This is a genomic window from Pseudomonas kermanshahensis (genome assembly GCF_014269205.2).
In the GTDB taxonomy this organism is placed as follows: domain Bacteria; phylum Pseudomonadota; class Gammaproteobacteria; order Pseudomonadales; family Pseudomonadaceae; genus Aquipseudomonas; species Aquipseudomonas kermanshahensis.
The window spans coordinates 101,221-121,718 of record NZ_JABWRY020000002.1 but is presented as its reverse complement, the minus strand read 5'-3'; the positions used below and the strand labels follow the sequence as shown (position 1 = coordinate 121,718).

Sequence of the window (20,498 nt, the reverse complement as noted above, 5' to 3'; positions counted from 1 at the left end):
TCTTTGATTTTCATCTGTACAAGGAAAGCGATCGATGAAGAAACTGATTCTGGCGGCGGGCCTGATGGCACTGGCGGGTGGTGCGCTGGCGGCGGGCAAGCCGTGTGAAGAGCTGAAGGCCGAGATTGCCGCCAAGCTGGATGCCAAGGATGTAAAAGGCTACAAGCTGGAGATCGTCAAGAAAGGCGAACCAGCGGGCAAGGTTATCGGCAGCTGTGAAGGTGGCACAAAGGAGATTGTCTACCGGCGCGGCTGAACGGCGCCCCATTCGCGGGCATGCCCGCCTCCACGGCGTGTGGGGCGGGTTACCCGCAACGCGCGGCTACGCAGTCTTCAAGGCCTGCGCCATCAATTCATAGGACCTGACCCGGTCCGCATGCTCATACAAGTCGCAAGTGAAGATCAGCTCATCCGCGCCGGTCTGTTCCAGCAACACCTCGACGTTGGCCCGCACCTTCTGCGGGCTGCCAATCATCGCCAGGCCGAGGAAGCTCATCACCGCATCGCGCTCGTGGGGTAGCCACAGCCCATCCATGCTTGGCACGGGCGGACGTTGCATCAGGCTCTGCCCGCGAATCAGGGCAAGAATGCGCTGGTACACCGACGTGGCCAGGTACTCGGCCTGCTCGTCGGTGTCGGCCACCACCATCGGAATACCGAGCATCACATAGGGCTTGTCCAGCGTGGTGGAGGGTTTGAAATGGTTGCGATAGACGCGAATCGCTTCGTGCATGTAGCGCGGCGCAAAATGCGAGGCGAACGCATAGGGCATACCGCGCATGCCGGCCAACTGCGCACTGAACAGGCTTGAGCCGAGCAGCCACATTGGCACCTCGGTGTCATGCCCTGGCACGGCGATCACTTTTTGATCATCGGTGCGTGGGCCGAGGTAGCGCGACAGCTCTTCGACGTCATCGGGGAAGTCATCCGCACTGCCGGAGCGCTCGCGGCGCAGGGCCCGGGCGGTCATCTGGTCGGAACCAGGGGCGCGGCCCAGGCCCAGGTCGATGCGGCCTGGGTACAGGCTGGCCAAGGTGCCGAACTGTTCGGCGATCACCAGCGGCGCGTGGTTGGGCAGCATCACGCCACCGGAACCGACACGAATGGTCGAGGTACCGCCCGCCAGGTAGCCGAGCAACACCGAGGTCGCGGAACTGGCAATGCCATCCATGTTGTGGTGCTCGGCGACCCAGAAGCGGTTGTAGCCGAAGCGTTCCGCGTGCTGTGCAAGGTCCAGCGAGTTACGCAGCGACTGCGCCGGCCCGCCATCGGCGCGCACGGGCACGAGGTCGAGGGTGGAAATTTTCAGGTCACGCAGCTGCGTCATCGGAGCCTCCTTGAACGTGGTTGGCCAGAGGCCTTATGAACTCTGTATGGGCACATTCGGTGGATTCAATGCTTGCGGTCAGATTGATCTGAACTTGCCGTAGGTAGCTGACCTCTGAACCCTTAAGCATGTCACCCCCAAGATATGTAAACGTAGCGACCAGGAGGCATCATGAAAAAGACAGCATCGGCGATCTGGCAAGGCGGCCTGAAGGACGGCAAAGGCTTGCTTTCCACTGAAAGCGGCGCGCTCAAGCAGAACCCGTATGGCTTCAATACCCGTTTCGAAGGCTCGCCCGGCACCAACCCGGAAGAGCTGATCGGCGCTGCCCATGCCGGTTGCTTCTCGATGGCGCTGTCGATGATGCTGGGCGAAGCTGGGCTGACTGCGGACCGCATCGATACCATTGCCGAGGTGACGCTGGACAAGCAGGCCGACGGCTTTGCCATCACTGCTGTGCACCTGATCCTGAAGGCCAAGGTGCCGGGCGCGAGCGAGGCGCAGTTCCTTGAAATCGCCAACAAGGCCAAGGCCGGTTGCCCGGTGTCGAAGGTGCTCAACGCCACCATCAGCCTGGATGCCTCGCTGGTGGGCTAGGCGGCGCAACGAGGGCGGTTTGCTGTAGTCTAACCAGCAATGGCAGCACGACTGCCCTTTCAGGAGCCGTTCCATGATCCGCGTAGCAATCGCCGTGTTGGCCTCCCTGCTCGCCACCTCTACGCTGGCGGCAGTGAAACCGTGCGAAGAATTGAAAGCCGAGATCGAGGCCAAGATCCAGGCCCAGGGCGTACCGTCCTACACCCTGGAAATCGTGCCCAACAGCGAGGTCAAGGACCCGAACATGGTCGTGGGTAGCTGCGAAGGTGGCACCAAGAAGATCATCTACCAGAAGAACGACCGGTAGCGTCTGAATGCTGGGGCCGCCTTGCGGCCCTTCGCGACGCAAGGCCGCTCCTACAGGTACATGACTGACTGTGGGAGCGGCCTTGCGCCGCGAAAGGGGCGCAAAGCGGCCCCAACGTCACGGAATGCAAAACACGTTGCTGGGCTCGTTCACCAGCACCTTGCGGCTAGCGTCGTACAGCAGCACCTGCGGCTCCATCACGGGCGCCCGGGCCTCCAGGCGATAGCGTTCGCCGGCTTTGAAATTGTCATAGCGCACCGTCAGATAACAGGTACGGTCCCTCGGCTGGGACATGATGCCCCCGCCGTAAATCTCATAATCGAAACGCACCACCAGCTCGTGCTTGCCAGGCGTTACCTGGAAGTAACGGCCATCTTCCAGCCGCTGACCGTCGAGGCGGTCGGCCATGAGGACCCTGCCGGGGGTAATGGTAGAAAGCTCGACCCAGGCCTGCTTGGGGTCGACGGGCGGCAAGGGGCTGGCGCAAGCCCCCAGTGCACTGAGGGCGATCAGCATCATGGGCTGGCGCATGGCAAAACTCCCACTTGCGATTCACACGTTACAAGCATAGCGCCGATTGCGAGGTTCAGGTGCGCTGACAGCCCGCTGGCAGGCCTTGGCCCACCAGTTTTTGCTGGTGGTCATAAAGTTTGATCCAGGGGCGGAAGCCAATGCTGCCCGCCTGCAGCTGGTAGCGCTGGCCGGCGCTGAAGTCCTTGAAGGTGAGGTTGAGCTGGCAATCGCGCCACAGCGGCTCGTTGACCGGGCCGATATTGCTCGGGGTGACCGGGAACTGGTAGCGCACAGTCAGTTCGTGGCTGCCGGGGGCGACTTCGAAATAGCGTGTGTCAGCCCAGTCGCGTTCGTCCACCTGCACGGCGTGCAGCGACGTCTCGTCCACGGGGGTGAGGTCGACCCAGGCCTGGTTCGGATCCGGGTCCGGCAGGGTTGAGCACGCAGACAACAGCATGAGTGTGCTGGCGGCAAACAATGGACGCATGGCGAAACTCCCCCCTGGCGAGATAGTCTTGGAGCGAATTGGCCATGAGCGAGTCAGACAGTCCCAGATGCTTCGACTTTTTCTTTTTCAGCGCTCAGGCCCTGGGCCACTCGACCGCCTTTTCACCTGTTTTGTTCCCGTGTTGGCGGCCGTTCTGCTGAACGGTTGCAGCAGCGTCGGCTATTACGGCCAGTTAGCAGAAGGCCAATGGCAGCTACTGCGCGCGCGTCAGCCGGTGGAAAAGGTGCTGGCAGACCCGGCCAGCAGCCCGCAGTTACGTGCGCGGCTGCAGCATGCCGAACAGGCCCGTGTATTCGCCAGCCAGCAGCTGAAACTGCCGGACAACCGCAGCTACCGGGTTTACGCCGACCTGGGGCGCCCCTACGTGGTATGGAATGTATTCGCCACGCCTGAACTGTCGTTGCAGCCGGTCACGCATTGCTTCCCGATTGCCGGCTGCGTGGCCTATCGCGGCTATTACCGCCAGGGGGCGGCGCGGGGCGCGGCGGCGTTGATGCGCCAGGCGGGTATGGATGTGTATGTGGGCGGCGTCGAGGCGTATTCGACCCTGGGCTGGTTCGACGACCCGTTGTTGTCGTCGATGGTTGGCTGGGGGGATGAGCGGTTGGCGTCGTTGATTTTCCATGAGCTGGCCCATCAGCGCTTTTATGTGCAGGACGACACGGCGTTCAACGAATCGTTTGCCACCTTCGTCGAGCAGGAGGGATCGCGGCAATGGCGCGCAGCGCGTGGGCTTGCAGCGATCGAGGATGATCAGGCGCAGCAGCGTGACCAGTTCATTCGGCTGGTGCTGGCCAGCCGTGAACGGCTCCAGGTGATGTATGCCGGGCCGCTGGATGACGCGCACAAGCGTGTGGCGAAGCAGGCGGAGTTCGAGCGGTTGCGGCGCGAGTACCGAGCTGTGCGTGATAGCCAGTGGGCGGGCGACACGCGATATGACGCCTGGATGTATGGGCCGATGAGCAATGCCAAGCTGCTGCCGTTTGGGCTGTATGACCAATGGGTGCCGGCGTTTGCGGCGGTGTTTGGTGAGGTTGGTGGGGATTGGGGGCGTTTTTATGAGCGCGTTGAGGCGCTTGGGCGGTTGCCGGTTGAAGCGCGTAAGGCGGCGTTGGCGCGGTTTGTGGTTACCCAATGAGATTTTGGGGCCGCTGTGCGGCCCATTCGCGGGGCAAGCCCGCTCCCACGGGTACCGCATCGCTATGAATGGCAGTGCAAAACTTGTGGGAGCGGGCTTGCCCCGCGAATGGGCTGCAAAGCAGCCCCAATCATTATCAGGCGTTAATGAAGGCCCGATGCATCTCGGCCAACGTAGCGAAATGAAACGCCGGCGCTTGGGCCGTCAACTCTTCTTCGCTACCAAACCCATACCCCACCGCCACCGCCTGCAGCCCATTGCTGCGGGCCCCGATCAGGTCGTGCTTGCGATCGCCGATCATCAGCGTTTGCGCCGGGTCCAGCCCTTCCTCGTCGAGCAAGTGACGAATCAACTCGACCTTGTTGGTACGGGTGCCGTCCAGCTCACTGCCATAAATCACCTTGAAGTGATGGTCGAACGCAAAGTGTCGAGCAATCTCGCGGGCGAATTCCCAAGGCTTGGACGTGGCCACATAAAGTGTGCGCCCTTGGCCATTGAGGGTCTCGAGCAGCTCCGGTACGCCCTCGAACACCTGGTTTTCGTACAGGCCAGTGACGCGGAAACGCTCGCGATAAAAATTGACCGCCTCCCACGCTTTAGCTTCGTCAAAGCCGTAGAACTGCATGAACGCCTGCAGCAAGGGCGGGCCGATGAAGTGTTCGAGGCGGGCCAGGTCGGGTTCATCGATGCCCAGTTTGGCCAAGGCGTACTGGATGGAGCGGGTGATTCCCAACCGCGGGTCGGTCAGGGTGCCATCAAGGTCGAAGAGGATGTTCTGCTGGTGCATGTAAGCGATTCCACTCAAGTCATTCTGGTTGGTCGTAGCCTTCGGCCAGGTGCTGGTCCTTGAGCTTGACGTAATTGCTGGCGCTGTACGGGAAGAACGCGCGTTCTTTGTCGGTCAGCGGCCGGGCCTGTTTTACCGGGCTGCCCACATACAGGAAGCCGCTCTCCAGGCGCTTGCCGGGCGGTACCAGGCTGCCGGCGCCGATGATCACTTCGTCCTCGACGATGGCGCCGTCCATGATGGTGCTGCCCATGCCGACCAGAATCCGGTTGCCCAGGGTACAGCCATGCAGCATCACCTTGTGACCGATGGTCACTTCATCGCCGATGATCAGCGGGAAGCCATCCGGGTTGAACGGGCCGGCATGGGTGATGTGCAGCACGCTGCCGTCCTGCACGCTGGTGCGTGCGCCGATGCGGATGCGGTGCATGTCGCCGCGTACTACAGTCAATGGCCAGACCGAGCTGTCTTCGCCAATCTCCACGTCACCCAACACCACCGCCGAGCGGTCGACGAAGGCCCGTGGTGCAACTTTTGGAGTGTGTTGCTGGAAGCTTCGAATGGCCATGATAGGGTCTCTCATCTGTGCCGATAGGCAGGCTGCCTGCTGCGGTCGGCGTCGATTGTAATTAAGATGGTCCAGTGTTTCTTCTGCCAAGGTATCCAAACCGTGAGTGCGACCAACCCGCTTCTGCAGCCCTACGATCTGCCGCCCTTCTCGGCGATCCGCGCCGAACACGTGCTGCCGGCGATCGAAGAGATCCTGGCCGACAACCGCAAAGCCATTGCCGATATCCTCGAAAAGCAGGGCAAGAACCCTACCTGGGCTGGCCTGGTGCTGGCCATGGACGAACTGAATGACCGCCTGGGCGCTGCCTGGAGCCCGGTCAGCCACCTCAATGCTGTGTGCAACAGCAAGGAATTGCGCGAGGCCTACGAGTCTTGCCTGCCAGCGCTGAGCGCCTACTCTACCGAACTGGGCCAGAACCGTGCGCTGTTCGAAGCCTACGAGGCGCTGGTCAACAGCCCGGAAGCGGCGAGCTTCGACGTGGCGCAGAAGACCATCCTTGAACATGCCCTGCGCGACTTCCGCCTGTCGGGCATCGACCTGCCGGCCGACAAGCAACAGCGCTATGCCGAAGTGCAGAGCAAGCTCAGCGAGCTGGGCAGCCGGTTCTCCAACCAGCTGCTCGATGCCACCCAAGCCTGGACCAAGCACGTCACCGACGAAGCCGTGCTGGACGGCCTGACCGATTCGGCCAAGGCGCAGATGGCGGCCGCGGCCCAGGCCAAAGACCTCGACGGCTGGCTGATCACCCTGGAATTCCCCAGCTATTACGCGGTGATGACCTACGCCAGCGACCGCGCCCTGCGCGAAGAGCTGTATGCCGCCTACTGCACCCGCGCCTCGGACCAAGGCCCTAATGCCGGCCAGTTCGACAATGGCCCGGTGATGCAGGAAATCCTCGACCTGCGTCAGGAACTGGCCAAGCTGCTGGGCTACTCGAACTACGCCGAGCTGAGCCTGGCCACCAAGATGGCCGAGTCCAGCGACCAGGTGCTGAGCTTCCTGCGTGACCTGGCCAAACGCTCCAAGCCGTTCGCTGCCCAGGACCTGGAGCAGCTCAAGGCTTACGCTGCCGAGCAGGGCTGCCCGCAGCTGTCCAGCTGGGATGCCGGTTACTTTGGCGAGAAGCTGCGCGAGCAACGCTACAGCGTGTCGCAGGAAACCCTGCGTGCCTACTTCCCGATCGACAAGGTGCTGTCGGGCCTGTTCAGCATCGTTCAGCGCCTGTACGGCATCGAAATCGCCGAGCTCAAAGGCTTCGACAGCTGGCACCCGGATGTACGCCTGTTCGAAATCAAGGAAAACGGCCAACACGTCGGTCGCTTCTTCTTCGACCTCTATGCCCGCGCCAACAAGCGCGGTGGCGCCTGGATGGACGGCGCCCGTGACCGTCGCCGCACCGTTGAAGGCGCGCTGCAGAGCCCGGTGGCCAACCTGGTGTGCAACTTCACCCCTGCCGCGCCCGGCAAGCCTGCGCTGTTGACCCACGATGAAGTCACCACCCTGTTCCACGAGTTCGGCCACGGTCTGCACCACCTGCTGACCCGCATCGAACATGCCGGTGTGTCTGGCATCAATGGCGTGGCCTGGGACGCGGTCGAGTTGCCGAGCCAGTTCATGGAGAACTGGTGCTGGGAGCCGGAAGGCCTGGCGCTGATCTCCGGCCATTACGAAACGGGCGCTGCCCTGCCCCAAGACCTGCTGGACAAGATGCTGGCGGCGAAAAACTTCCAGTCGGGCATGATGATGGTGCGCCAGCTGGAATTCTCGCTGTTCGACTTCGAGCTGCACGCCACCCACGGCGATGGCCGCAGCGTGCTGGAGGTGCTCGAAGGCGTGCGCGACGAGGTGACAGTGATGCGCCCACCGGCGTACAACCGTTTCCCCAACAGCTTCGCGCACATCTTCGCGGGCGGTTATGCCGCGGGCTACTACAGCTACAAGTGGGCTGAGGTGCTGTCGGCCGACGCGTTCTCGCGCTTTGAGGAAGAAGGCGTGCTGAATGCCGAGACTGGCCGTGCCTTCCGCGAGGCGATCTTGGCGCGGGGTGGTTCGCGTGAGCCGATGGTGCTGTTCGTCGACTTCCGTGGCCGTGAGCCTTCCATCGATGCATTGCTGCGCCACTGCGGGCTGAGCGAGGACGCGGCGGCATGAGTGAGGTAGTTGTGAACAAGACCAAGAAGCGCTTTATCGCCGGGGCGGTCTGCCCGGCGTGCAGCGAGCCCGACAAGCTGATGATGTGGAACGAAGATGGCGTGCCGCACCGCGAATGCGTGGCCTGCGGCTTCACCGATACCCTGAATGAACAAGGGCTGTCGGTGCCTTCGGAGCTCGGCACGCGGGTCAACCACCTGGCGCCCAAGCCGGCGCCGGCGAAGGTGCAGACCGTGCAGTTCTTCCCCAATCCGAAGCTGAAGAAACCGGCCGAATAAGGCCGGCCTACCTGGCCGGGTGGTAGATAATCAAGCCTCTACCGCCCTGCCAGGTAGGCATGCTCGCCCGCTCCCCACTGAGCAAGGCGATGCGTCATGGACAATCCCCTCCTGCAAGGCAGCAAGACCCCCGTTGATTATTCCGCGATCACCCTGCAGAACATGCAGGCGGCATTCGATCATGTGCTGCAGGCGCACGAACAAGGCATCGCCCGCATCATCGAACGGCAACAGGCGCTGCCCACTTGGGATGACCTGGTGTTGGCAGTCGATGAGCTGGATGCGCAATTGCTGGCGGTGCTCTATGCCGTCATGCCACTGATGGGTAAGGCGCCGAGCTGGGGCGAGGCGATTATGGGCTTCTACGCCCGAGCGGTCGCACGCTTCGATCAAAAATTAATCAACGCCCGCCTACAGGCACTCTACGCACGCTTGGCCAGCAGTGCCCATGGCATGAACTTGGTTGCGCAGCAGCGCGCCACCCTGAGTTGGCACCTGGACAAGTTCGCCAGCAGTGGCGTTGCGCTCGGCGAAGCCGACAAGGCGCGCCTGGTCGAGTTACAGACGCAGATCGGCAACCTGCACCAAGCGTTCTTAGGCAACCTCGACCGGCCAGGGCTGCTGGTCGATGGTGAAGACGAACTGCGTGGCCTGCCACCCAGGCTGCGTGAGGAGCTGGCGGTGCGCGCTGAGGAAGCCGGCGAGCAAGGCTGGCTGGTCGCCTGCGAAAGCGCGTCCACCGAGGCCGTGCTGCGCCAGGCGGCCCATCGCCCCTTGCGTGAACGGCTCTACCGCGCGTTTCATACCCGTGGCGTCAGTACCGATCTGGCGCAGGATAACGGCACCCATCTGCAGCAACTGGCAGAATGCCTGGACGAAAAAGCCCGCCTGTTGGGTGCTGCCAACCACGTCGAACTGAGCCTGCGCAGCAAGAGCGCCGGGTCGCTCAGCGAGGTAGGCGATTTTCTCCAGGGCCTGGCAGCGGCAGTGAAGCCGGCAATGGCGCAGTGGCGCACGAAGCTTCAACAGCAGGCGACGGCGCAAAACCTGGGGCCTGTTCAGCCTTGGGACATCAGCTATCTACAGGCCACAGCGGGCGACGCCAGCGCCAATGAGGCATTTCGTGATTACTTTCCGTTGAGTGCAGTGGTCACGGCCTTGACTGGCCTGGCCCGGCAACTGTTTGCGCTCGACCTGCGTCCCAGGCAGCTGGCTGCCTGGGACGACAGCGTGCAAAGCTTCGAGGTCTGGCAGGACCACGCCCACATAGGCCTGCTTTACCTGGACGCGGTGCAACACACTGGCAAACAGCCCGACGCCGTGTTCACCACCTATGTGCGTAACCGGCGCATTGATGCCGAGGGCATCTACCAGCCTGCGGTGGTGGTGGTGAACAGCGATATCCCCGCCGCACTGGCGGGCGCCGAGCCGTTGCTCGATCACCTGTCGCTGCGCAAGCTGTACCACGAGTTCGGCCATGCCCTGCACCACTTGCTGGTGCGCACCACCAACCACGTCATGTCCAATGTGACCGAGCTGGGCAATGACGGCGTGGAGCTGTTCGGCAAGCTGCTGGAGCGCTGGGTGTGGGATGCGCGTTACCTGGCGGGTATCGCGGCGCAGCGTGAAGATGGCAGTGCGCTGAGCGAGGCCCAGGCTGAGGCATACCTGAGCCAGTTCAAGCAAGAAGGCATCGAGGAAATCGGCCGCGACCTGAGCCTGGCGCTGTTCGACCTCGACCTGCACGGCGCGCCCCATGACGGCAGAACGCTTGAGCAGCGCCTGCAGCAAGCCCGCGGCCTTTGCGGCTACTGGCCTTTGGCGGATTTCGAACACCCCGCGCATGCCTTCGATCACTTGGTCACTGGCTACGATGCCGGCTTTTACGCCTACCTGTGGGCAGACGTGCATGCCTTCGACCTGTTCACGCGTTTCGAAGCACACGGCTTGCTCGACCGTGAAACGGGGCGCGCGCTGCAAGAGACTCTGTTCGAACCCGGTGCCTCGCAGCCGCTGCGTGATGGCATCGAAGCCTTCCTCGGGCGCCTGCCCAGCCATGCCGCCTATGCACGTTGGTACGGCCTGACCTGACCAGAGGCGCTGGAATAAACCGCATACCACCTATACTGTATATGGATACAGTATAGGGATGGATGATGATTCCTCCAGCACCGCAAAAAGGCCGTGGCACGGCGCATAACCCACACAATCGCTTTGCCCCGAACCATTCGGTTGCGGAGGATGACGGCTGGTACCAGGAAGTACCGCTGACCCAAGGCACCGAGGTGCGGGTCGAAACCGCCAAGACCGTCATCAGCCGCAACACCTCGCCCGACCTGCCCTTCGACCGGTCCATCAACCCCTATCGAGGTTGCGAGCATGGTTGTATCTACTGCTATGCCCGCCCCTCGCACGCGTATTGGGACCTGTCCCCAGGCCTGGATTTCGAGACCAAGCTGATCGCCAAGACCAATGCTGCCGACGTGCTCGAACAGCAGTTGAGCAAACCGGGCTACGTTTGCGCGCCGATCAACCTGGGCTCGAACACCGACCCTTACCAGCCCATCGAGCGTGACCACCTGCTGACCCGGCGCTTGCTTGAAGTGCTGCTGCGCTTCCGCCACCCGGTGACCATCGTCACCAAAGGGTCGCTGGTGCTGCGTGACCTCGACCTGTTGTCCGAGATGGCCAGCCAGCGGCTGGTGCGGGTGATGATCAGCCTGACGACGCTGGACGACGACCTCAAGCGGGTGCTTGAGCCACGTGCGGCATCGCCCAGGGCGAGGTTGCGGGCGATCCGGGTGCTGCGCGAGGCAGGTGTGCCGGTGGGGGTCTTGTGTTCGCCGATGATACCGATGATCAACGACAGTGAACTGGAGCGCTTGCTAGAGGCCGCCAAGGAGGCTGGTGCGCAAAGCGCTGCCTACATGATGTTGCGCTTGCCGCTGGAAGTGGCACCGCTGTTCGAGCAGTGGTTGCAGGACCACTACCCCCAGCGTGCGGCCCATGTGTTGAGCCTGATTCGCCAGAGCCGCGGCGGTGAACTGTATGACAGTCGCTTTGGTGCACGCATGTGTGGCGAGGGCATTTTCGCCGAGCTGCTGGCGCAGCGGTTCGCCAAAGCCATGCGCAAACTGGCATTCGAAGGGCGCGAAGCACAGGCGCTCGATTGCTCGAAATTCTGCCCGCCTGGTGGCCAGTTGACATTGTTCTGAATGCCCGACAGTAACGCCGAAGTGGCACACTAGATATCAAAGTGGAATCTAATTGCCATTACTCAGTGGCACTTCAGCGGAGCCGGTGAAGTTGCGGTGCCTGCCGGGCCTATATTCATACTGGATTAACTTTCCCTGCCAGCGTTTACGTAAGAATACGTCGCGTGCAAGTGTGAACTCTGTCAAATTTTTCAAGCCATTTAATACTGGCAAAGATAGTGGCACTTAAATATCAAATTAATATAGATGTTCTGTTAAGCCCAGATTTTACGGTGCCTGCAGCCATTCCTGCCTGACTAGTCAATGGGACGTTAGTCCCAAGCGTGTAAGAGAAAGCTTACAAAGCCGTAAGAGATCGACTCTTTCGTTAGTAATTGTTGCCGGGTAACCTGCGCGCCCTTGTGAAGTGGCTCGCATAACACGAACAAATTCTGCAATTGCAGGTTAGTTCGCGGGCGGTGACATTCCACTTCGCCATTAGTTCAAAGAACTGCACGAGAAAAATATTTGGAGTGCCCTCCCCAAGACCTTGGGGTGGTATCTATTTTCATGGACGATCAAGTGTGGAAATCGCAGAAACTGCCAGCCTGAAAGAGCGCGCCAAAAAGAAACTGGAGCGCGATGCCGGCCCCCTCATCATCGATGCACTCAACGATCCGCAGACCGTTGAGCTGATGTGCAATGGCGACGGCAAACTCTGGCTGGAGCAGTTGGGCAAGCCGATGAGGCACATCGGCGACCTGCGCCCGGCCCAGGCCGAGTCCATCATCAAGACCGTGGCCGGCTTCCACGGCAAGGAAGTGACCCGCAGCAAGCCGTTGCTCGAGGGCGAGTGGCCGCTGGACGGTTCTCGCTTCGCCGGCCAACTGCCGCCCGTGGTGCGTGCGGCCACCTTTGCCATCCGTAAGAAGGCGGTGGCCATCTACACCCTGGACCAATATGTCGAATCGGGGATCATGACCCCGATCCAGTGCGACGCCATCAAGCGCGCCATCCGCGATCACCGCAACATCCTGGTCATCGGCGGTACAGGTACCGGCAAGACCACCCTGGTCAACGCCGTCATCAACGAAATGGTCGTGGAGTTCCCCAGCGAGCGGGTCTTCATCATCGAAGACACCGGCGAGATCCAGTGCGCGGCCAAGAACTTCGTGCAGTACCACACCACCGTCGATGTGAGCATGACCCACTTGCTCAAGACCTCCCTGCGCATGCGCCCGGATCGCATCCTGGTGGGCGAGGTGCGCGGTGAAGAAGCGCTCGACCTGATCGATGCCTGGAACACCGGCCACCCTGGCGGCGCGGCGACGTTGCACGCCAACAGCGCCAGCGAGGGGCTGACCCGCCTCAAATCCCTGGTTTCCCGCAATAAATCGGCCCCGGCCGAAATCGAACCGCTAATTGGCGAAGCGGTTCACGTCGTCATCTCCATCGCCAGAACCCCAGAAGGCCGCCGCATTCAGGAAATCCTCGAGGTTTCCGGGTACGACAACGGCCGCTACATCATGCGCAATCTTTAAGGAAAACACTGCACATGCACGCCAACACTTCGCTGTTCCGTTTCAATGCCCAAACGTTTGGCTACCTGGCCTTCAGCTTCCTGCTGCTGGCGGTGATGGTTGCGCCGGAGAATGCCTTTGCGGCTGGCACCGGCGGCGGTTTGCCCTATGAAAGCTGGCTGGAAAACCTGCGTAAATCGGTGACCGGCCCGGTAGCGTTTGCCCTGTCGATCATTGGCATCGTGGTAGCTGGTGGTGTGCTCATCTTCGGCGGCGACCTCAACGGTTTCTTCCGTAGCCTGATCTTCCTCGTGCTGGTAATGGCGCTGATCGTGGGTGCCAACAACATCATGCAGAGCTTCTTCACCTCCAGCGCCGAGCTGGCACAGCTGCTGCCTCAGCACAGCCTGGTACAGGGTCAGGTCTGAAGTATGGCGCTGCGCACGATTCCCATCCGGCGGGCCGGCAACCGGGACAACCTGTTCATGGGCGGGGATCGCGAGCTGGTGATGTTCTCCGGGTTGCTCGCCTTCGCGCTGATTTTCAGCGCCCAGGAAGTACGGGCAACCGTTGTGGGCCTGGTGCTCTGGTTCGGCTCGCTGTTCGTCTTCCGCGTAATGGCCAAGTCCGACTCCAAAATGCGCCACGTCTACCTTCGTCACCGCCGCTACAAGCCTTACTACCCGGCGCGTAGCACACCGTTCAGGGACAATCCTCCAAGTCAGGGAAGTCAATACAAATGATCGAAGGTATTGCGTACGCCATCGCAGCCCTCGGTGCTCTGCTGGTGCTGCTGCTGATCCAGCGTCTGCTGCAGGTGGATGCGGAGCTCAAGCTGAAGAAGCACCGTTCGACAGAGGCCGGGTTGTCCGACCTGCTGAACCACGCGGCGATGGTCGACGACGGGGTGATCGTGGGCAAGAACGGCGCCTTTATGGCCGCCTGGCTTTACCGGGGTGACGACAACGCCAGCAGCACCGACGCCCAGCGTGAACTGGTTTCGCTGCGGATCAACCAAGCCTTGGCTGGCTTGGGCAACGGTTGGATGATCCACGTGGATGCGGTTCGCCGCCCGGCGGCGAACTACTCCGCCCAAGGCGTCTCACACTTCGCTGACAGCCTGACCGAAGCCATGGACGAAGAGCGCCGCGCCTACTTCGAGTCGTTGGGGACCATGTACGAAGGCTACTTCGTGCTGAGCCTCACCTATTTCCCGCCGATGCTGGCCCAGCAGAAGTTCGTCGAACTGATGTTCGACGACGACACCGCGCCACCGGACGCCAAGCTGCGCACGCGCAACTTGATCGAGCAATTCAAGCGCGACTGCTTGAGCGTCGAGGGCAGCCTGGCCGCAGTGCTTAAGCTGACCCGCCTGAAGGGTAACCGTCAAATCACCGAGGAAGGCGCGCACATCACCCATGACGACTTGCTCAGCTGGGTGCAGTTCTGTGTCACCGGCGTGAGCCAGCCCGTCTTGCTGCCGAGCAACCCGATGTACCTGGATGCTGTCATCGGTGGCAAGGAGCTCTGGGGCGGCGTGGTGCCGAAGATCGGCCGCAACTTCATTCAGGTGGTGGCCATCGAAGGGTTCCCGCTGGAGTCGGCACCCGGCATTCTCTCGGCGCTGGCCGAGTTGCCCTGCGAGTACCGGTGGTCCAGCCGCTTTATTTTCATGGATACCCATGAAGCGGTGCAGCACCTGGAAAAGTACCGCAAGAAGTGGAAGCAGAAAGTCCGTGGCTTCTTCGACCAGGTATTCAACACCAACAACAGCAACATCGACCAGGATGCCCTGGCCATGGTGCAGGACGCGGCCGATGCCATCGCCGAGGTCAACAGCGGCCTGGTTGCGCAGGGTTACTACACCAGCGTGGTGGTACTGATGGGCGAAGACCGTGTGCGTGTCGAAGAGTCCGCACGTAGTGTCGAGAAGGCCATCGAGCGCCTGGGCTTCGCCGCCCGCATCGAGACCATCAACACCCTCGACGCCTACCTGGGCAGCCTGCCGGGCCACGGCGTAGAGAACGTGCGTCGCCCGCTGATCAACACCTTGAACCTGGCCGACCTGCTGCCCACCAGCAGCATCTGGACCGGCAGCGCCGATGCGCCCTGCCCGCTCTACCCGCCGCTGTCGCCAGCCTTGATGCATTGCGTGACCAGTGGTGCCACGCCATTCCGCCTGAATCTGCATGTACGCGATCTGGGGCATACCTTCATGTTCGGCCCGACCGGTGCGGGCAAGTCGACCCACCTGGCGCTGATCGCCGCACAACTGCGCCGCTATCGGGGCATGTCGATCTTCGCCTTCGACAAGGGCATGTCGATGTACCCGCTGGCGGCCGGTATTCGCGCCGAAAGCAATGGCCGCTCCGGGCGCCACTTCACCGTGGCGGCAGACGACGAACAGTTGGCCTTCTGCCCGTTGCAGTTCCTCGAAACCAAAGGTGATCGCGCCTGGGCGATGGAGTGGCTGGATACCGTGCTGGCGCTCAATGGCCTTGAAACCACTGCAGCGCAGCGCAACGAAATCGGCCACGCGGTGATGACCATGTTCCGCGACGGCTCCCGCACCCTGTCTGAGTTCTGCATCATCGTGCAGGACGAAGCCGTGCGCGAGACCCTGCGCCAGTACACGGTCGACGGCACCATGGGGCACTTGCTCGATGCCGAGGAAGATGGCCTGTCGCTCTCCGACTTCACCGTGTTCGAGATCGAAGAGCTGATGAACCTGGGCGACAAGTACGCCCTGCCGGTACTGCTGTATCTGTTCCGCCGCATCGAATGCGCGCTCAAAGGCCAGCCGGCGGTGATCATCCTCGACGAAGCCTGGCTGATGCTCGGCCACCCGGTCTTCCGCGAGAAGATCCGTGAGTGGCTCAAGGTACTGCGTAAGGCCAACTGCCTGGTGCTGATGGCCACCCAGAGCCTGTCGGACGCGGCGAACTCGGGGATTCTCGACGTCATCGTCGAGTCCACCGCTACCAAGATCTTCCTGCCCAATGTCTATGCCCGCGACGAGGACACCGCTGCCCTTTATCGCCGCATGGGCCTCAACGCCCGGCAGATCGAGATTTTGGCCACCGCTATTCCCAAGCGCCAGTACTACTACGTGTCGGAAAACGGCCGACGCCTTTACGACCTGGCGCTGGGCCCACTGGCCCTGGCTTTCGTCGGCTCTTCCGACAAAGAGTCCGTGGCTGCCATCAAGCGCCTGGAAGCCAAATATGGCAATGCCTGGGTGGCGGAATGGCTGGCTGCCAGGGGCCTGAGACTGAATGATTATGGAGTCGCCGCATGAACCTCGCAGACAGCATCAAGGGACTCATTTTCAAGCGTCCCGCCAATGCTACCGCCAAAGCAGAGACGCCCCAGGGCGCCGTCCTCGACAACCCGTACCTGACGGCCCGCCGCACCTGGAATGACCATGTCGGCAGTTTGGTGACCTCCCGCCAGTCCTGGCAGGTGGTGGGTATCCTCTCGATGATGGTCGCCCTCGCCGGTGTCGGCGGCATCATTCACATCGGCAGCCAGTCGAAGTTCGTGCCCTACGTGGTGGAGGTCGACAAGCTTGGCCAGCCAATGGCTGTAGCGCCTGCGCAGGTCGCGGTGCCGGTCGACCTGCGGGTCATCAAGTCGCAGATAGCGTCCTTTATCGCCGATGCGCGCACGGTCACCCCCGACGTCGCACTGCTGCGCAAGTCCATTTTCCGGCTATACGCCCTGCTTGGGCCGAATGACCCGGCGACCCAGAAAATGAACGAGTGGCTCAACGGCAGCAAGGAGGCCAGCCCGTTCGTACGTGCCGCCGAAGAAACCGTCAGTGTCGATATCCGTTCGGTCATGCAGCAGACCCCGGAGACCTGGCAGGTGGATTGGGAAGAAGTCACCCGTGACCGCCAGGGCATGCTCAAGGGCAAGGCCACCTGGCGCGCCCTGGTCACCACCTACACCGCCGAACCCACTACCCAGACCAGCGAGGAGCAAGTACGGATGAACCCGATCGGGACCTACGTCCGTGACTTCTCTTGGTCCAAGCAACTCTGAAGGATCGACCATGAACCGTTACCTTTGCGCCATGCTGGCGGCGGCTTTGCCCGCGTTCGCGCAGGCTGCGCCGGGCACCAGCGCCGCCGATCTGTACTTTTCCGATGCCAACCCGACCCTGACCGCGCAGGAGAAGGCCGCACTGGCGATTTCCCAGCGCTGGCAGCAGGCCAGTGCCACCGGCATCAAGCCAGTGGATGGCGGTGACGGCACCGCACGTTTCATTTTCGGCGCCCAGCAGCCGAGCATCGTCTGCGCCGTGCTGCAGGTCTGCGACATCGCCTTGCAGGCGGGTGAGCAGGTCAACTCGATCAACCTCGGCGACACCGCGCGCTGGACAGTCGAGCCGGCGATTACCGGCGTGGGCGAGAGCGAAGTCCAGCACCTGATCATCAAACCGATGGATGTGGGCCTGGAGACCTCGTTGGTGGTCACCACCAACCGCCGCACCTACCACTTCAAGCTGCGTTCGCACCGTACCGAATACATGCCGCAAGTGGCCTTCACCTACCCGGAAGAAGCGCTGGCGAAGTGGAACCTGATCAAGAACCGCGAAACCACCGAGCGCCGCAAGGCGACCATCCCGGAGACCGGCGAATACCTGGGCAACCTGAACTTCGACTACAGCGTCAGCGGTGAAACCTCCTGGAAGCCGGTGCGTGTCTACAACGACGGCAGCAAGACCATTATCCAGATGCCACGCACCATGGGCCAGACCGAAGCGCCGGCCCTGGTGGTCGTGCGCAAGGACGGTGGCTGGTTCAAGGATGATGAGACCGTGATGGTCAACTACCGGGTTCAGGGCGACCGCTACATCGTCGACACCGTATTCGACAAGGCCATCCTGATTGCTGGCGTCGGCAAGTCGCAGGACCGCGTCACCATTCAGAGGGGTAAATAACGATGCGCGCATGGATCGCACCCTTCGTTTGCCTGTGGCTGGCGGGTTGTGCTCACGGGCCCTACGGCAACTTTGCCGACCGAACCACGCCGGCGATCAATCAGCAGCTGGCGAGCGCCACCGCGCGCCAACTGGCAGTCGTGCACGCGCCGGCCCGCACGCGCTTGCGTATCGCCCAGGAAACCACTGACGGCTACGGCGTATCCCTGGTCAGCGCATTGCGCGCCTCCGGTTTCTCGGTACAGGAATTTGACCCTAAGGCTCAGCCGGTACCCGCAACGGCGCGTACGGTTGCGCCGCTGCAGGTCAACTACATCGTCGATGCGCCCAAGGACAGCGACCTCTATCGGGTCACCCTGCTGGTCGGGCGTGAGTCCTTGAGCCGTGTTTACGCGGTGCAGAACGGCCAGGTGCTGGCCGCCGGGGCCTGGGTACGCAAGGAGTGACGTGTGATGAGTAGCAAGAACGATGTCATGTCGCCGGACGCATCGCCCGGCAAACTGCATCGCAACAGCGGTGTGCGTCGGGTCAACAACTGGCCGATTTATCTGATTGGCGCCGCCGCCATGGTGTTTCTGCTGATCATGCTGCTGGTGGCGGCCGATCGTGCCGAAGAGCAGGACAAGCCTGAGGAAAAGAAAGCGGAAAAAGCCGGCAACAGCAGCATGTTTGCCCAGCAGATCAATGGCATGGACCAAGATGGGATCATCCCCAGTAAAGTTGAGCCGCCGGCCATGCCGACTCTGGACGACACGCCCGCACCGCAGCCCGCCAGCTTGCAGGTGGTACGCCCGAGCAACCTCGATGCCCCGCCTATGCCGCCGCGCGAGATGCCGCCGAGCGTCAACGGTGAAGAACTGGAACGCATCCGCCAAATGAAGATGCAGCAGTTCCAGGAGGCCGTCCGGGCGCAGAGTACCGTCCGGGTAGAGGCCCCGCGCAGCGCTGGCTCAAGCCTCGGCGCTGCCGGCGCCCCGTCCAGCCAGCAGGACGCCTTGGCCCGCATCGCTGCCGCACGCCAGCGTATGCAAGAGGCCTCGCGCAGTGACCCGACCGCAGCCTACAAGGCGCGCATGGCCGAGTTGAAGGCGATCAGCTCAGGCGGGGGCGGTGGCGGCGGTGCGCAGGGCGATTCGCCGTTCCTGGTGCAAGCCGCCAGCAACGCTGGCAAGGACTACAACCAGTTCGGCACCACGGAGAACAGCGACCGCTGGAAGATGGACGTGACCATGGAATCACCCCGTAGCCCTTACGAGCTGCGCGCGGGCTACGTGATCCCTGCCACGATGATTGCCGGTATCAACTCCGAGTTGCCTGGGCAGATCATCGCTCAGGTCGCGCAGGCTGTGTACGACACCGCTACCGGCAAGCACTTGCTGTTGCCACAGGGCTCGCGCCTGGTCGGTTCCTACTCCAGCAGCGTGGCCTATGGCCAGTCGCGGGTACTGGTCGCCTGGCAGCGCATCATCTTCCCGGATGGCAAGGCGATGGACATCGGTTCGATGCCGGGTAGCGACAGCGCCGGCTATTCCGGCTTCAACGATCAGGTCAACAACCACTATGTACGGATCTTCGGCTCGGCCTTGTTGATGTCCGGCATCGTCGCCGGCATCAGCCTCAGCCAGGACCGTGCCAGCAGTGACAGCAGTGACCGTGAGACCGCCAGCAGCGCCATGAGCGAGGCGCTCGGCCAGCAGTTGGGCGAGGTGACCGCGCAGATGATTTCGAAGAACCTGAACATCGCGCCAACCCTCGAAATCCGTCCGGGCTATCGCTTCAACGTGATGGTGACCAAGGACCTGACGTTCTCGAAGCCTTACCAGTCCTTCGATTACTGAACCATTTGCCAAGGAGAGCAACATGAAGCACACGGCCTTGTTGAAACCCACCATTGCGCTGCTGGCCGGTCTGGGGTTCACCCTGCAGGCGCATGCCGGTATCCCTGTTGTGGACGGGATACACGCGGGCATCAGCCAGCTGGGGGTAGCCGAGAACATTGCCCAGACGGCCAAGCAGATCGAAGAATACAAAACACAGATCGAGCAGTACACGACCCAGGCGTTGCAGTACAAGAAGCAGCTCGACCAGTACGAGAATATGTTGAAGAACACGGCCGCACCGGCTGCCTATATCTGGGACCAGGCCAATTCGACCATCAACAAGTTGATGGAAGCCCAGAGCATGATCAATTACTACACGACTCAGGCGGGGAGCCTTGATTCGTACCTGAGCAAGTACCGCGACACCAGTTACTACAAAAGCTCACCCTGCTTCGGCCTCGGCACCTGCACCGAGGAGGACCAGGCGGAGCTCGCCGAGCATGAAGCAATGGCCTCCGAATCGCAAAAAACGGCTAACGATGCGTTGTTCAAAAGCATCAAGCAGCAACAAGAGAACTTGCAGGCCGATTCCAGGCAGCTGGAGCGCCTTCAGCAAGCGGCCAGCACGGCAGATGGTCAGGTCAAGGCGATTCAATATGCCAACCAGTTGGCCAGTCAACAGACCAACCAACTACTGCAGTTGCGCAGCCTGATGCTGGCTGAGCAGTCTGCGACTGCCAACCGCGCGGCGGCTGAGTTGGATGAAAAGGCCCGCGGTGAGGCCCAGGCAAGACGCGTCACGACGTGGGAATACGAAAAAAGCCCTGAAGGCAAATACTGAG

22 protein-coding genes are annotated in these 20,498 nt (G+C 61.9%); 17 read left to right on the top strand and 5 right to left on the bottom strand.

Going from position 1 to position 20,498, the window contains the following annotated elements; genetic code table 11:
* Positions 1-34: 34 nt before the first annotated feature.
* On the top strand, positions 35-256 hold the full coding sequence (locus tag HU764_RS24985) for a DUF1161 domain-containing protein (protein WP_027592029.1): 222 nt from the start codon (positions 35-37) through the stop codon (positions 254-256).
* A 66-nt stretch (positions 257-322) separates the two neighbouring features.
* Here the strand turns inward: HU764_RS24985 and HU764_RS24980 are convergent, their stop codons facing one another.
* Positions 323-1,327 (bottom strand): LLM class flavin-dependent oxidoreductase, encoded by a 1,005-nt coding sequence (locus HU764_RS24980; protein ID WP_186679234.1) that lies wholly within the window; start codon positions 1,325-1,327, stop codon positions 323-325.
* Positions 1,328-1,498: 171 nt separating this feature from the next.
* On the opposite strand from HU764_RS24980, the gene HU764_RS24975 reads away from it, so the two are divergent.
* Complete coding sequence (locus tag HU764_RS24975) at positions 1,499-1,924, top strand: OsmC family protein (RefSeq protein WP_027592027.1); 426 nt, start codon at positions 1,499-1,501, stop codon at positions 1,922-1,924.
* Between the two features lie 73 nt (positions 1,925-1,997).
* Positions 1,998-2,231, top strand: a complete 234-nt coding sequence (locus HU764_RS24970; RefSeq protein WP_027592026.1) for a DUF1161 domain-containing protein — start codon at positions 1,998-2,000, stop codon at positions 2,229-2,231.
* Between the two features lie 117 nt (positions 2,232-2,348).
* Here HU764_RS24970 and HU764_RS24965 read toward each other — a convergent pair whose 3' ends face one another.
* The gene (locus HU764_RS24965; protein ID WP_099452524.1) at positions 2,349-2,762 is read right to left on the bottom strand and encodes a PA0061/PA0062 family lipoprotein; all 414 of its coding nucleotides are present in this window, start codon (positions 2,760-2,762) and stop codon (positions 2,349-2,351) included.
* A gap of 55 nt (positions 2,763-2,817) precedes the next feature.
* The gene (locus HU764_RS24960; RefSeq protein ID WP_027592024.1) at positions 2,818-3,231 is read right to left on the bottom strand and encodes a PA0061/PA0062 family lipoprotein; all 414 of its coding nucleotides are present in this window, start codon (positions 3,229-3,231) and stop codon (positions 2,818-2,820) included.
* A 67-nt stretch (positions 3,232-3,298) separates the two neighbouring features.
* On the opposite strand from HU764_RS24960, the gene HU764_RS24955 reads away from it, so the two are divergent.
* Positions 3,299-4,390: an aminopeptidase gene (locus HU764_RS24955; RefSeq protein WP_225935776.1), complete on the top strand. Its 1,092-nt coding sequence runs from the start codon at positions 3,299-3,301 to the stop codon at positions 4,388-4,390.
* A gap of 136 nt (positions 4,391-4,526) precedes the next feature.
* Here the strand turns inward: HU764_RS24955 and HU764_RS24950 are convergent, their stop codons facing one another.
* Together HU764_RS24950 and HU764_RS24945 are read right to left on the bottom strand one after the other, a co-directional pair.
* Positions 4,527-5,177, bottom strand: coding sequence for an HAD family hydrolase (locus HU764_RS24950; RefSeq protein WP_186703900.1), 651 nt, complete (start codon positions 5,175-5,177; stop codon positions 4,527-4,529).
* A 19-nt stretch (positions 5,178-5,196) separates the two neighbouring features.
* Positions 5,197-5,745: a gamma carbonic anhydrase family protein gene (locus HU764_RS24945; protein ID WP_027592021.1), complete on the bottom strand. Its 549-nt coding sequence runs from the start codon at positions 5,743-5,745 to the stop codon at positions 5,197-5,199.
* 102 nt (positions 5,746-5,847) lie between these two features.
* Here HU764_RS24945 and prlC point away from each other — a divergent pair, with 102 nt between their 5' ends.
* The 13 genes from prlC to trbJ all read left to right on the top strand — a co-directional run bounded on the left by prlC (position 5,848) and on the right by trbJ (position 20,497).
* Positions 5,848-7,899, top strand: a complete 2,052-nt coding sequence (prlC, locus tag HU764_RS24940) for an oligopeptidase A (protein ID WP_338109088.1) — start codon at positions 5,848-5,850, stop codon at positions 7,897-7,899.
* On the top strand, positions 7,896-8,177 hold the full coding sequence (locus tag HU764_RS24935) for a YheV family putative zinc ribbon protein (protein ID WP_027592019.1): 282 nt from the start codon (positions 7,896-7,898) through the stop codon (positions 8,175-8,177). Before prlC ends, HU764_RS24935 begins: the two co-directional genes overlap by 4 nt.
* Before the next feature lie 96 nt (positions 8,178-8,273).
* A complete protein-coding gene (locus tag HU764_RS24930) occupies positions 8,274-10,268 on the top strand; it encodes a M3 family metallopeptidase (protein WP_186703898.1) in 1,995 nt (664 codons plus the stop codon).
* A 65-nt stretch (positions 10,269-10,333) separates the two neighbouring features.
* Positions 10,334-11,392: a PA0069 family radical SAM protein gene (locus HU764_RS24925; protein ID WP_186703909.1), complete on the top strand. Its 1,059-nt coding sequence runs from the start codon at positions 10,334-10,336 to the stop codon at positions 11,390-11,392.
* A gap of 563 nt (positions 11,393-11,955) precedes the next feature.
* Entirely contained in the window at positions 11,956-12,912 is a 957-nt protein-coding gene (trbB, locus tag HU764_RS24920) for a P-type conjugative transfer ATPase TrbB (RefSeq protein ID WP_027592016.1), read from the top strand.
* 14 nt (positions 12,913-12,926) lie between these two features.
* Complete coding sequence (locus HU764_RS24915) at positions 12,927-13,319, top strand: TrbC/VirB2 family protein (protein ID WP_186679219.1); 393 nt, start codon at positions 12,927-12,929, stop codon at positions 13,317-13,319.
* A gap of 3 nt (positions 13,320-13,322) precedes the next feature.
* On the top strand, positions 13,323-13,634 hold the full coding sequence (locus tag HU764_RS24910) for a conjugal transfer protein TrbD (protein ID WP_186679215.1): 312 nt from the start codon (positions 13,323-13,325) through the stop codon (positions 13,632-13,634).
* The gene (locus HU764_RS24905; RefSeq protein ID WP_186679213.1) at positions 13,631-16,189 is read left to right on the top strand and encodes a VirB4 family type IV secretion/conjugal transfer ATPase; all 2,559 of its coding nucleotides are present in this window, start codon (positions 13,631-13,633) and stop codon (positions 16,187-16,189) included. Before HU764_RS24910 ends, HU764_RS24905 begins: the two co-directional genes overlap by 4 nt.
* Entirely contained in the window at positions 16,186-16,935 is a 750-nt protein-coding gene (locus tag HU764_RS24900) for a conjugal transfer protein TrbF (protein ID WP_186679210.1), read from the top strand. The genes HU764_RS24905 and HU764_RS24900 overlap by 4 nt, the downstream gene beginning before the upstream one ends.
* A 10-nt stretch (positions 16,936-16,945) precedes the next feature.
* A complete protein-coding gene (gene trbG / locus HU764_RS24895) occupies positions 16,946-17,836 on the top strand; it encodes a P-type conjugative transfer protein TrbG (RefSeq protein ID WP_186679206.1) in 891 nt (296 codons plus the stop codon).
* A gap of 2 nt (positions 17,837-17,838) precedes the next feature.
* Positions 17,839-18,282: a conjugal transfer protein TrbH gene (locus HU764_RS24890; RefSeq protein WP_186703897.1), complete on the top strand. Its 444-nt coding sequence runs from the start codon at positions 17,839-17,841 to the stop codon at positions 18,280-18,282.
* Between the two features lie 6 nt (positions 18,283-18,288).
* A complete protein-coding gene (locus HU764_RS24885) occupies positions 18,289-19,674 on the top strand; it encodes a TrbI/VirB10 family protein (protein ID WP_186679190.1) in 1,386 nt (461 codons plus the stop codon).
* A gap of 22 nt (positions 19,675-19,696) precedes the next feature.
* Entirely contained in the window at positions 19,697-20,497 is an 801-nt protein-coding gene (trbJ, locus tag HU764_RS24880; protein ID WP_186679189.1) for a P-type conjugative transfer protein TrbJ, read from the top strand.
* Position 20,498 lies beyond the last annotated feature (1 nt).